Origin of the sequence: Bacillus sp. FSL R9-9410 (assembly GCF_038050385.1) — a bacterium.
GTDB classification, from domain to species: Bacteria; Bacillota; Bacilli; order Bacillales; family Bacillaceae_G; genus Bacillus_A; species Bacillus_A cereus_U.
In genome coordinates, this window is record NZ_JBBOTV010000001.1 from 1,393,063 (window position 1) to 1,406,200 (window position 13,138).

Here is a 13,138-nt window from a genome sequence, read left to right on the forward strand (position 1 = left end):
TTTTTGATGGATTCTATTATTAACACTTATTTTACATGATATCAGAACCTTCATACAATGAAAGGGATATGGGGGAGATAACGTTGATAAGTGAAGAAAAAATTGAAAAGTACAGTAGTTCTAATAAATGGATCATGTTAACTTTGGCAACGGTAGCACAGGCAAGTGCAACACTTATAACATATGGAGTAGGGGTACTTGCGTTATTTTGGAAAGAGAAATATGCACTTTCGAATATGCAGGTTGGGTTGTTAATAAGTGCTGTAAATATTGGTCCGCTGTTTTGTATGCTTTTTGCCGGAAGGTTACTTGATCGATATAATGAAAGAATATTAATTGGAGCGAGTGCTGTATTACTTGGCGGGGCGCTGTTACTTGCTCATACGGCAAGGGGATTTATTGGGTTATTATTTGTTCTTCTTTTAATAGGGACCTTTTATAGTGTATCCCAGCCAGGGGGAAGTAAAGTAATCTTGAAATGGTTTCCGAAAGAGATTCGCGGATTAGCTATGGGAATACGGCAAGCTGGTATACCTATTGGCGGGGCGTTAGCAGGAGTAATAATCCCTTTGCTTACAATTAAATTTAGTTTAGCTTATACGATAAATGTTATTGCAACTATATGTATAATAGGCGGGTTATTGTTTTTCATATTTTATAAGGAATCGTACGTACGAGAACACAAGAGCCAAGAAAATGTAAGTATTTCTTTTTGGATGCAGTTAAAAAAGGTAATATGTAAAAAAGAGCTGTATCCAATTTTTATTACAGGTATTTGCATGATTTCTTTACAAATGATATTAGTCGGACATTTTATGAAGTTTTTAGCTGTTGAAAAATCGATAACACCTATTGTAGCAGGGAAAGTATTTTCAGTTATGCTAGTTGCAGGAATGATTGGGCGAATTATATTAGCTACAATAAGTGATACATATTACAAAGGTGATCGTCGTACACCTTTATTAATAACTGTATGTATATCTTTTTGCTTAATTTTAGTTGTTGTAATGAGTATAAACACAATGACACTTGAGGCATTGTTTGTGATGAGCGGACTGCTAGGGTTCTTTGCGATCGGTTGGTTTAGTCTTTTTATGGTTGAAGTTGCTGAGTCTGCAAGTGAGGAATTGGTAGGCCTAACAGTGAGTTTTGCGCTTACACTTAATCAAATTGCTATTATCTTTGCACCTGCTTTGTTTGGTTATATAGTAGATGGAAAAGGCTACACATATGCATGGATGGGGATAGCTGCATTACTAAGCGTTTCAGCAGTGAGTTTATGTAAAAGTAAACGAATATTAAAAATGTAAATCTTTTATGAAGAAAATCTAAAGAAATGTCGTGGGAGTGACATTTCTTTTTTAATATGTTGTATAATCAAGTTATAAATGAGATTCGTTTTCATTAACGTTCATTTCCTCTTTTGAAGTTACCTGTAATTTTAGCCATAATAAGTTGTTTGTCTTTTTCCTTATTTGCCCGAGTTATTTTGTTTAAAAATTTTTCAATGTCATTTCCTTTTAAATTTATAATTCATTTTCCGTAATATTCAATTAAAACTATGTTGTTATTTTTTGTTGCTCGATAATGAAACATCATATCATCTAAACGATTGTGCTTATCGGTATTTTTCAAAGTAACACCCCCATTCTTGTTAATGTGTAACGAATGTTACATAAAAAAATGAATTTAAGTGGGATGTATCCGATTGTAAGGTGGAAATTTTGTAAAAAAGAACTACAATAGAGAGTAGTTAAAATTTGAACGTTAGAAAAAGGAATCTAGTTTACTATGAGGAATAATAGAGTAGATAGATTATAAGATATTTAAAAACTAAAAGATATAGAATAGAATGGAAAAGTATAAAGTGAAACTAGATAAAAGAGGGTTCCCATATGTTTAAGAAATGGTTAATCGCTTTCTTTGTTTTTGCTATTTTTTGTGGGAGTGTCGCTGCACTCATACATGCAAATAAAGAAAAGAAATACAGTTTGAAGACATTTTCAAATTTTGAGGATAAAGTTGGAAATGTTCAACCGAAAGTTGATGCGAATCAGCAAAAACGTTATGATATTGCAGCAACGAAACTCGATCAATATTTAAAAGATAAAGGATTTAACGGAACGGTTCTCGTAACGGATAAAAATAATGTGGTTTTACGAAAAGGCTACGGGTATGCGAATATAAAAGATAAAGTTTTAACAACGCCAAGAACAAAATATCGCATCGGTTCCATAACGAAAACAGTAGTTGCAATATCTATATTACAGCTAAGAGAAAAAGGGAAATTGAATATTGAAGACAATGTAAATAAGTATATTCCATCGTTTCCAGCAGATAAAAACATTACGTTACGAAATTTGTTAACACATACGTCTGGGTTACCAGATCAGGGACAAGGTAGTGTTGATGCGGCATCACGTTTAAAGTTAGTAACGTGGATTGGAGCGCAAAAGTTGCAATTTCCTGCAGGGACAGGATGGAAATATACAGATTATAATTATATGGTACTTGCGTATATTGTAGAAAAGATATCGAATAAACCGCTTGCTGAATATGTGAAAGAAAACATTTTTACTCCTGTTGAAATGAATGAATCTGGTATGGGTGCAACTCTCCCTGAAGATATTTTCTTAGCAGAAGGTTACACGAAAAAAGATAATGAGTTAATAGCTACACCCCGCTTAAAAATGAACTGGCTGTATGGTTGTGGTGAAATGTATACGACCGTTGAAGATATGAAAAGATTAGATGAGGCTATTATGGATGGAAAGCTGATTTCTAAACAAAGCTTATCAGATATGTTTACAGTATCACCTGCGAGAAAATATGGATTTAGCTTCTATATTTACCCAGATTATTATCATAACCACGGTGTATTAGCTGGCTGGAACACTTTTAATAATTTTAACTGGGATAAAAGAACGTTTGTAATATTATTCTCTAACGTACAAAATGGTATGAATGATACATTTAATCAAGAGTTTAGGAAATTAGCGAATGATTTAATAGAAGGAAAATAATTATTTAAAAATCGGTATTGATATAAAATTATCAATACCGATTTTTTTTATTTAGTGAACAAGCATGTATGAGAGGGGATTAGTATTAGAATAAATTTATGAAGGAAGTTAAATGATAGGGATGTTAAATATAGGAAGTGTATTTTGTGAATGTCATCTATTTGTATTGAAATTATGTGATTATCATGCGGAAGAATAATTGGTAATTTTTACATTGATGAAAAAGCTTGAGCTTCACACTATGTTAAGCCTTACATTATTGTAGACATGAACAGGAGGTTGAAAAATGAAAAAAATAGTAAAGTTTTGTTTAATAGCTACATTATCTACAACGATTATTAGTGGATGTTCTTTTGAAGGGAATAATGAAAATGTCAAAGGGAAAGAGGATAAAAAAGTAGAGGTACAGAAAAACGCTGGAAAATATACGATGCCGGATGAAAAAGATAAACATGAAGGTACATGGCTACAATGGCCTCATGAATACACATATGGTCAAGAGTATAAACAAGAAGTTGAACCTATTTGGATTAAGATGGCAAGTGCTTTAACTGAGGGTGAAAAAGTCCACATTGTTGCATATGATGAGGAAGAGAAAGAGCGAATCAATAAGCTTTTAATAGATAAAGGGCTGAATATGGATAAAGTTGATTTCTTTATCGCTCCTACTGATGATGTGTGGGCAAGAGATAGTGGACCGATTTTTGTTTATGACAATAATAAAAATCTAAAAATATTAGATCCAGCATTTAATGGTTGGGGAAAGAAAACTCCATATAAAAATGATGCCCGTATACGTGAGAATGTTAGTAAACAATTAGGGATTGAAAGAATTGATTGGGGGAAATTTGTCCTTGAAGGTGGCGCAATTGAATTAGACAGCAATGGGACTGCTTTATTAACTCGAAGCGCAGTAACGAATAAAAATAGAAATCCTGATTTATCAGAAGCGGAAATTGAAAAATATATAAGTGACCTTGGGGTGACAAGCTTTATTTGGTTAGATGGAGTGCCTAATTTAGATATTACTGATTTTCATATTGATGGATTTGCTAAATTCCATGATAAATCTACAATCGTAACGATGGCAGAAGATGACTTGGCTGAATGGGGCTTGTCAAACAAAGATATGGATAAATTGTTAGATGCAAAAAATGCTTCAGGACAGAAATATAAGTACGAATACTTACCGCTTAGTAAAGATAAAGTTACTTTAGAAGGTGGAAAAACTCTAGATTATAAGGGGTCGTATATCAATTATTATGTTGGGAATACAGTTATATTGGTGCCTAACTATAATGATCCAAATGACAAAATCGCAAACGATACGATTCAGAAATTATACCCGGATCGTAAAGTAGTGGGAATTGATGTGAGAGCGCTTTATAAAAATGGCGGAATGATCCATTGTGTGACACAGCAACAACCGATTCAATTGAAGTAATCGATTATAGTTTCGTTATGTTGCTTTATAGACAAAATAGGTGAAATGCTATCTTTACTTATTTTTTCTTGTTTTAACATCTGTAACAAGAACGGAATGTATAATTTTAATGTAACGATAATTAAATAAAAGTATATTGTCATTATTGTTTTATATGGAAAAGGAGAAAAATGTTTGTGTTAAAGAATTTAAAAAGAGTATTTTCGTTTTTCCCTATCGTTCTACAGTACATTATAAATGTAGCTTTGATCTGCTTGGGAATTGTTTTAAGTGTGTTTCTTATGAAAGAAGTCATTCAATTTATACAAGAACTTAAATTAAATAGTGAGGAATCTAGTTATCATTTAATTGATAGCATTGTCGTATTCTTTTTATATTTTGAATTCATCGTAATGATTATAAAGTATTTTCAAATGAACTTTCATTTTCCATTACGTTATTTTATATATATAGGTATTACGGCTATTGTTCGTCTAATTATTATAGACCATGATAGTCCAATGGATTCATTGATATATGCTTGCGCGATTCTTGTATTAATTAGTGCTTTATTCATTGCAAATTCTAAAATAATGCGTCGTGATTTAGAAGAGTGAACGTTTGTTATTTAAATCAAAAAAGATGTTTTATCTTTTGGTAAAAAGGAGTAACAGTATTGAAAGAAATAATCTTAACCAGTTTTATAATAATAGGGTTTATGATTCTACTATTTAATTGTATACTTTCATAATTTAAAAGAATAAAAGGTTAATAAGGAAAGAGGTTTTTGTAAATATGGTTCATTACAATAATCAAAATAGTTTACATCAAATATTTACATTAAAGGGAACAGTTATAAGAGATATTTTCCCGCAAATTTTATTATATATATGTATTTCAACGATAGTAACTGTGATTAATTATTATTATGTAGAAATAAAAATTAATCAAACTCCTTGGATAATTGTTGGAGGAGCTTTAGGTCTACTGTTAGTTTTTCGTACTAACACTGCCTATGATAGGTATTGGGAAGGTAGAAAGTTATTTGGCACGGTTGGTGCTTGTACTAGAAATTTGGCAGTTAGTTTTTTATGTTATTGGGAGTCTGAAGGGAAAAAGACGGATCAGGAAAAATTAAAATTTTTACATTTGTTAATTGCTTTTCCAAAGATAGCGAAAGGACATTTGAGAGACGAAAAAGATTTATCCGAAATAAAAGCATTGTTTGATATTTGTTCTGAGAAGGAAAAAGAAATGTTGGCTGAGTCTATTCATTTACCGATTAGTATAGTTTTTATGTTAAAAACTATACTATCAAAAGGTTTGAAAACGGGTCAAATTCACCCAAATGCAATAATTAATATGGAAGCTGATTTGAATACTCTGCTTACGGCTGTGGGTGGATGTGATCGGATCAAAACAACGCCTATTCCTTTTGCATATTTTGCTCATATTAAAATTTTACTGCTCATATTTTGCGGGACTTTATCGATTGGTCTTGTTGATAGTCTTGGATGGTTTACAGTACTTGCAACTACGTTTATAAGTTTTGCATTTATAGGGATTGAAGCAATAGGAGTTGAAATTGAGGATCCATTTGGTCAAGATCCAAATGATCTCCCGTTAGAAGGAATTTGCATTGGGGTAGAAACACATTTAGTGAATTTATATAATCAAAACGCTCTATTAGAAGTAATGGATTTGAATCTTGATAAAAAAATCATCTAATCCTTCATTGTGTACGACGATTAAAATTTAAAAATCTTGTCAAGAGTCAGTTTACGGCTTAACGCCTGCTTTATATTTTTTATATAAATATATAATATTTCTCCGTGCTATAATCCATTCATGAAATGTGCACGTTTCAAAAATTGTAATGAAAAGAGAAATGAATTGGGGAATAGTTGGCTTATTGAAAACAGTTATTCAATCATTATTAAAAAGCGAGGTAAATAATATGGAACAAAAACATAATGGAATTATTTTTACTGCAATACCAGATAAATCGAATGAATATTATCGACCATTTTATGAAGACATTATTTATTTTAATGAATACTTAAATGAAAATAAAGCATTTACCGATCAACTTATATCTTTATCTGTTGAAGAGCAAGACTTTCATACAAACTTTTTTGAGTATGATGATATTTGGCTAAGAGATGTTGCACCAGTTGTAACAAATCATCTAGTTAAATTTAAATATCAACCAAATTACTTACCGAAAGATCAAGGACGATATTTAGATCAACAATTTAATAAATGGTTGAAAAAGAACGATTTTGAATATGTGACATCTCCATTGATATTAGACGGTGGAAATCTTATTTGGAATAAAAAAGATACCGTTATATTAACGGAACGCATATTTGATGATAATTATGATTGGACGGAAGAAGAAATTATAGAGCAACTGGAATGGGATTTAGATGTGAGTCGGGTTATTATTATTCCTGCTGAAGAGGGAGATGTACTTGCACACGCAGACGGAATGGTTAAATTTATTGATGAACATACAATGTTTATTAGTGATTTTTTAGGGGATCATGAATTTAGATATAATGTTCAAGAGATCATTCAAGAGCAAATGCCAGAGGCTGAATTTATATTTGTTCCTTCGTCATATACAGAGAAGGGTCAATACGATGAAGAGATAGCGTCAGCAAAAGGTTTATATATAAATATGTTAGAAACATGTGATACGCTTTACGTTCCTAAGTTTGGATTAGCTAAAGATGAGGGAGTTTTACGATATATTCAACAGCATACTGAGAAACAAGCTATTCAAATTCATGTAGGAGAAATATCGACAATGGGAGGCGCGATGAATTGTTTAACGTGGTATTGTCCTAGTCATTTGTTACCTTCAAAAATGAAAAGGCTGAACGATCAGAATGAAGGTTCTTCAATCAGAAAAATATTTGATTGGTTTTAATAAATAAGCTTATATATAAGAAAATGTATTCAAGGGGTATTTATATGTATACAATTACTGAATTTTCACGGATTTGTAAAATGAGTACACGAATGTTAAGGCATTATGATAAAGAGGAAATATTGAAACCAGCATATGTGAACCCGGAAAATGGGTATAGATATTATGAGCAAGGGCAGTTAGAAATAGCATTGAAAATAAAAAAGTTAAGGGAGTATAAGTTCCCTTTACCGAAAATTAAAATCATTCTTCAGTCGTCAGATCAAGATTCATTTATTAAACATATGCAAGCACAAATTATAGAGTTATCTCATGAGGTGAAACAAAATTTACAGGTTATTTCAGAAATGAATGAAATGGTAAATATGAATCATGGTCTAAATATTGCTCGCCATAGAAGTTACGATATATTAATTGGAATGAGAAATGAAATGACGGTAATTACTCAAAGACTACAAATAGATATAGATGATATGGATGATTATTTTTATGACTTATATGAAAATGTACAAAAAAATAGCTTTCAAATAGTCGGTTCTCCATCCGTAGTTTTTTATGATAAAGAGTATATTCCAAATCACAGTGATATTGAATTAAGAATTCCGGTTATGCATGGAAACGATAAAGACGTATTACAAGAATGTGAAATAAAAAAGCTAAATCAGCATCAAATCGTTACTACTATACATTATGGAAGTTACGACTACATAGGTTACGCTTATATAGCGTTAGAAGAATGGATTGAAAGAAATGGTTATGTAATAAATAATTCACCATATGAGGTCTACATAAAGGGACCTGAATGTGATTGTTTAGTAGAAGAGTATGTCACACAAATTTGTTTTTTAGTTACGAAAATAGAATGAGAATAAGGATTGACATTAACATTATGTCAATCCTTATTCTATATACGAAAGCAATTTATCATAATAAAAAGGAGAAAGAATATGAAAAGAAAAATCTTACTTATTTGTCTGGTTCTTAGTATGGTATGGATTTCAGCATGTACGCCTGAAGTAGGAGAAGGTGAGAATGGTAGCTCTGCTCTACCTAATCAGTTGCCGAAGAATGTAGTATTTAAAAATGGTAAAATCTATACTTCAAATGGAAAGCAAGACATCGTAGAGGCTGTAGCCGTTAAAGAAGGGAAAATTACATTTGTTGGTTCAAACAAGGATGTAGAGGGATTTATAAATGAAGATACGAAAGTGGTGGATTTACAAGGGCGTCAAATACTGCCTGGTTTTGTGGACAACCATAATCATATTTTTGAAGCGAAATCACCAGCAGCAGGGAATTGTAGTGTTTCATCAGATGCTGCGCTGCAAGAACAACGCTCATATTTAAAGGCTTGTAAAAAAGATGTGAAGGAAGGGGAATGGATAAGCGGAACGGGGTTTAGTTTGGAAGAATTGTTGAAAGATATGGACGAAAAATCAGAACAACAGACTCCATTACAAGTTCTGGATGAGTTGTTTCCTAATAATCCGACATTAATTATGGAAAGAACCTCTCATTCTGTATGGGTTAACTCGAAAGCATTGGAGCTTTCTGGAATAAATAAAGAGACGAAAGATCCGCAAGGCGGAAGAATTATCCGGGATCCAGAGACAGGAGAACCTTTTGGAATTCTGTATGATACAGCAGGGGATATCGTGATGGAAAAAGCATGGAATTCTCAGCCCAATCTCTTTGAAAAAAATTATGAAGGTTTGTTAGACGGTTTAGATGAGGTTGCGAAGAATGGTATTACGACAGTCGGTGATGGACGTCTTTATTGGAAGCGAGGCTGGTTAGACGTTTGGAATAAAGTAAATGATGAAAAAAAGTTAACGTCACGAGTAGTACTTCGTCCGTGGGTGTATCCAAATTTAAATGAAGCAGAACAAATGGAGTATTTCAAAAAAATTAAGCGTGATGATGTATCATCTCGAATGCTTATTAATCAAGTAAAAATGTATAGTGATGGAATTAGTATTAACAGCACAGCTAAAATACTAGAAAAATATAAATTTGAGTGGTTTAAAGGGACTCCATATGGGTTGAACTATATTCCAGAAGAAAAGATGAAGTGGTGGTTGACTGAACTCAATAAAATTGGTTACGGTGCACTCATTCACGCGATTGGAGACGGCGGGGTAAGAGAGAGTTTAAATGCAATTGAAGCAGCGAAAAAAGAAGGGGCGAATCAGCCTTATACGCTTACGCATGTGGAAATGGTAGAAGATAGTGATATAAAACGTTTTGCTGAGTTAGGTATTAGCGCTGATTTTCAAGTAGGTCATGATTTTGCGGAAGATCCTAAACAAAGCTGGGCAAGTACGTATTTTTCAGATCAACAGATGAAACGAATTATGCCGTTAGGACGAATTTGGAAAACAGGAGCAAATGTATCACTTAGTAGTGATTGGGATGTAAATGAACTGAATCCACTTGTGACGATTTCGAACGCATTAAGTATTGATGAGAAAGGCTTATCCGATGTACATGCAGCTATTGATGCTTATACAATTAAGCCAGCCAAAGCGTTAGGTCTTGATAACATCACTGGCTCGATTGAAGTAGGTAAATCAGCCGATATAGTAGTATTAAACGAAGATATTACTAAAATGAGTGCCGATAAGATTCCGAATGCGAAAGTTTTAATGACAGTTTTACAAGGAGAAGTAGTGTATCACAAGGGAGAATAAAGAATCCGCGTATGAAGTAGTTACAAGTAAATGAAGATATTTCTGTTGACCTTAACACGATGTCAAAGTTTAGACTGAACTTACATTCGAAGAAGGGGTGAACATGTATGAGAAATATGGGAAATAGTTTATATTATATGCCTGCTGAGTGGGAAAAACATGAGGGAACATGGCTTCAATGGCCTCATGACAAAACTCATAGAGGTGAAGGTTACAGAGCTAAGTTAGATGATATTTGGGTAACGATGGCAAAGGAGCTTCATTACGGAGAGAATGTGCATATTGTTGTATTTGATGAGGAAGAAAAAGTACATGTACAATCGAAGTTAATTGAAGCGAATGTAGATATGGATAAAATTGATTTTTTAATTGAAGAAACGGATGATGTTTGGATAAGAGATAATGGACCGATCTTTGTAAAAGATAAGGAAGGCAATCTCTGTTTAACACACTGGGTATTTAATGGTTGGGGGGATAAATATCCGTATGAAAATGATGCTGTTATTCCGGAAAAAATAAGTGAAATGTATAGCATTCCAAAAGTTAAATCTAGTGTCTGTATAGAAGGTGGAGGAATAGAGATAAATGGAAATGGCACCTTAATGGCGGCAAAAACTTCTATTATAAATGAAAATCGAAATCCTACACTAAATCAGGAAGAGATTGAAATAGAGTTAACGAAGTATTTGGGAGTAACGAATTTTATATGGATAACTGGTATTCGCGGAGAGGATAATTATGATGAAGATACAGATTACCATATTGATGGGGCAGCGCGTTTTGTAAATGAAAATACAATTCTTTATGAATATGATCCTTTTGGGGAAGGAGAGTCGTACCTTTTGGAGGTGCAGGAAAAGCATTATCAAGAATTGCGACAAGCGAGAAATATAGATGGAAATCCATTTCAGCTCATCCCAGTACCTGTAACAAGAAAAGTGGTAAAAGAGGCAGACTGTAAAGGTTCGTATTTGAACTTTTATATTGGAAATGAAGTTGTATTGGTTCCTATATACGGTGATGAACATGATAAGTTAGGACTTCAAATCATTGAAGGGCAGTTTCCAGGAAGAAGAATTGTCGGTGTTTATGTAAATGAACTGTATGCGTATGGTGGTATGATTCATTGTGTGACGCAGCAACAAGTGAATAAATGAAATGTATATTTTATAGAAAAAAGCATGCAGATTCTATAATCTGCATGCTTTTTTCTATAATGCTGAAAACTCTTCAACAAGTTGGGTGAATCGATTTAATGCACTTTCAATCGGTTCTGGTGTAGTTAAATCAACGCCAGCTTTTTTCAGTAGGTTTAATGGATAGTCAGAACTTCCGCCTTTAAGGAATTCAATATAGTTTTTCTGAGCATTTGGATCACCGCTTAATAATTTATCGGCGATTTGAATGGCAGAAGCGAATCCAGTTGCGTATTTGTACACGTAAAATGGACGATAGAAATGAGGGATTCTAGACCAGCCATATTTTACTTCTTCGTCAAATACGAGGGAGTCACCATTATATTCTCTAAATAAGTTTTCGTAAATTTCACTAAAGACTTTGGCATTTAATGGTTTACCTTGTTCGGCCATTTCATGTGTGATTTTTTCAAATTCTGCAAACATGATTTGTGTAAAGAAAGTACCTTTAAAGCTATCGATAAAGTAGTTAATTAAATGATTACGTACGTTCGTTTCTTTTGCTTCTTTTAATAAATAGTGAATTAATAACACTTCATTTACTGTAGAAGCGACTTCTGCAACAAAGATAGTATAGTGTGCAGAAATTCTTGGTTGGTATCCGTGTGAGTAATGCGTATGCATACCGTGACCGCATTCATGAGTAAGAGTAAAAAGGCTATTTAAATCATCGTGATGATTTAAAAGAATGAAAGGATGAACACCGTATACACCAAAGTTATAAGCACCAGAACGTTTTCCTGGTGTTTCTCTCACATCTATATAGCGTTTATCTTTAAAGCCTTTTAATGTTTCAATATATTCTTCCCCTAAAGGAGCTAGTGACGCGATCATTATATCAAATGCTTCGTCGTATGGAATGTCTTGTTTTACACCTTTTACTAAATCAACACTCAAGTCGTATTGTCTTAGTTCATCTACATGTAATTTTTCTTTTCTAAGTTCATTATATGTATGTAATGATTGAATATTTTTTTTCGTCGTATCGATTAAATTTTCATACACTTCTTTCGGAACCATGTCGCCAAATAATGATTTTTCTAAAGCTGATGGATATTTTCTTAGCTTTGAGACAGTAACATTGTTTTTAATAGCTGCGGACAAAGTAGAAGCGATAGAATTCTTTAATTGAACGTATGGTTTGTAATAAGCTTTATAGGCTTCTTCACGTTTCTCACGATTCTCATCTTCTATTAGCTTTGCATACATTCCACGTGTTAAGTTTACTTTTTCTCCATCATCAGTAGTCACTTCACCAAATAGTATATCTGCATTATTTAACATGCCAAATGTATGCTGCGGGGAGGAGAGTGCTTCACCCATTTGTGATAAAATCTCTTCTTGGTCTTTATTCAAAACGTGTTTTTTATAACGGTATAGCTCAAATAAGTCTTCTTTATAATAGTGTAAGCCTTCTGTTTCTTCTATGTAAGAATGTAATGTGTTTTCATCTACACTAAGTAAGAATGGGGAAAAGAAAGATTTAGCCGCACTTACTTTCACGTGTAATTGTGATACTTTATCGACAAGGGATTGAGCGTCAGTATTGCGTGTGTCAAGATCGGATTGTAATCGTGCATAAGCGAACATTAAAGATATTATGCTAGATATTTCTTCACTCTTTGTTAAATAAGCTAATAAACTATTGCCATCGTGAATATTTCCATTAAACTTGTGTAATTCATTCGTTAATACTTCAATTTTATGAAAATCGCTTTCCCAATCTTCAATTGTATGATAAATATCCGTTAAATCCCATTTTTCTTTATCAGCTACTTGTAGTCGATCTTTAAATTCAGTCATAATCATTTCCTTTCTAAATATGTAGTTATATTCCTATATAACTATGAAATACAACAAATTGCAAAAAA

General features: G+C 32.8%; 10 protein-coding genes and 1 pseudogene. 9 read left to right on the plus strand and 2 right to left on the minus strand.

Annotated elements, in window-relative coordinates:
- Nucleotides 1–83: 83 nt before the first annotated feature.
- Nucleotides 84–1,310 (plus strand): MFS transporter, encoded by a 1,227-nt coding sequence (locus MKX77_RS07400; RefSeq protein WP_341306181.1) that lies wholly within the window; start codon nt 84–86, stop codon nt 1,308–1,310.
- A 94-nt stretch (nt 1,311–1,404) separates the two neighbouring features.
- Here the strand turns inward: MKX77_RS07400 and MKX77_RS07405 are convergent.
- Nucleotides 1,405–1,635, minus strand: a pseudogene (locus tag MKX77_RS07405) (hypothetical protein).
- Between the two features lie 260 nt (nt 1,636–1,895).
- On the opposite strand from MKX77_RS07405, the gene MKX77_RS07410 reads away from it, so the two are divergent.
- From MKX77_RS07410 to MKX77_RS07445, 8 genes are all read left to right on the plus strand, one after another.
- The gene (locus MKX77_RS07410) at nt 1,896–3,023 is read left to right on the plus strand and encodes a serine hydrolase domain-containing protein (RefSeq protein WP_341306182.1); all 1,128 of its coding nucleotides are present in this window, start codon (nt 1,896–1,898) and stop codon (nt 3,021–3,023) included.
- A 286-nt stretch (nt 3,024–3,309) separates the two neighbouring features.
- Nucleotides 3,310–4,467, plus strand: coding sequence for an agmatine deiminase family protein (locus tag MKX77_RS07415; RefSeq protein WP_341306183.1), 1,158 nt, complete (start codon nt 3,310–3,312; stop codon nt 4,465–4,467).
- Nucleotides 4,468–4,643: 176 nt separating this feature from the next.
- Complete coding sequence (gene psiE / locus MKX77_RS07420; RefSeq protein ID WP_002165314.1) at nt 4,644–5,063, plus strand: phosphate-starvation-inducible protein PsiE; 420 nt, start codon at nt 4,644–4,646, stop codon at nt 5,061–5,063.
- A gap of 178 nt (nt 5,064–5,241) precedes the next feature.
- Entirely contained in the window at nt 5,242–6,174 is a 933-nt protein-coding gene (locus tag MKX77_RS07425; protein ID WP_341306184.1) for a bestrophin family protein, read from the plus strand.
- Nucleotides 6,175–6,403: 229 nt separating this feature from the next.
- Nucleotides 6,404–7,381, plus strand: a complete 978-nt coding sequence (locus MKX77_RS07430; RefSeq protein ID WP_341307939.1) for an agmatine deiminase family protein — start codon at nt 6,404–6,406, stop codon at nt 7,379–7,381.
- Between the two features lie 44 nt (nt 7,382–7,425).
- Nucleotides 7,426–8,247 (plus strand): MerR family transcriptional regulator, encoded by an 822-nt coding sequence (locus tag MKX77_RS07435; protein ID WP_341306185.1) that lies wholly within the window; start codon nt 7,426–7,428, stop codon nt 8,245–8,247.
- Between the two features lie 81 nt (nt 8,248–8,328).
- Complete coding sequence (locus MKX77_RS07440; protein ID WP_341306186.1) at nt 8,329–10,071, plus strand: amidohydrolase; 1,743 nt, start codon at nt 8,329–8,331, stop codon at nt 10,069–10,071.
- Nucleotides 10,072–10,178: 107 nt separating this feature from the next.
- On the plus strand, nt 10,179–11,228 hold the full coding sequence (locus MKX77_RS07445; RefSeq protein WP_341306187.1) for an agmatine deiminase family protein: 1,050 nt from the start codon (nt 10,179–10,181) through the stop codon (nt 11,226–11,228).
- Between the two features lie 54 nt (nt 11,229–11,282).
- On the opposite strand, the gene pepF is transcribed toward MKX77_RS07445, so the two are convergent.
- On the minus strand, nt 11,283–13,070 hold the full coding sequence (gene pepF, locus MKX77_RS07450; protein ID WP_341306188.1) for an oligoendopeptidase F: 1,788 nt from the start codon (nt 13,068–13,070) through the stop codon (nt 11,283–11,285).
- Nucleotides 13,071–13,138: the final 68 nt, after the last annotated feature.

Bases quoted from the DNA above. Each gene is read 5' to 3' on its own strand.
- MKX77_RS07445 (WP_341306187.1), top strand. From the start codon at position 10,179: ATGAGAAATATGGGAAATAGTTTATATTATATGCCTGCTGAGTGGGAA.
- MKX77_RS07415 (WP_341306183.1), top strand. From the start codon at position 3,310: ATGAAAAAAATAGTAAAGTTTTGTTTAATAGCTACATTATCTACAACG.
- pepF (WP_341306188.1), bottom strand. From the start codon at position 13,070: ATGACTGAATTTAAAGATCGACTACAAGTAGCTGATAAAGAAAAATGG.
- MKX77_RS07435 (WP_341306185.1), top strand. From the start codon at position 7,426: ATGTATACAATTACTGAATTTTCACGGATTTGTAAAATGAGTACACGA.
- MKX77_RS07430 (WP_341307939.1), top strand. From the start codon at position 6,404: ATGGAACAAAAACATAATGGAATTATTTTTACTGCAATACCAGATAAA.
- MKX77_RS07440 (WP_341306186.1), top strand. From the start codon at position 8,329: ATGAAAAGAAAAATCTTACTTATTTGTCTGGTTCTTAGTATGGTATGG.
- MKX77_RS07410 (WP_341306182.1), top strand. From the start codon at position 1,896: ATGTTTAAGAAATGGTTAATCGCTTTCTTTGTTTTTGCTATTTTTTGT.
- MKX77_RS07425 (WP_341306184.1), top strand. From the start codon at position 5,242: ATGGTTCATTACAATAATCAAAATAGTTTACATCAAATATTTACATTA.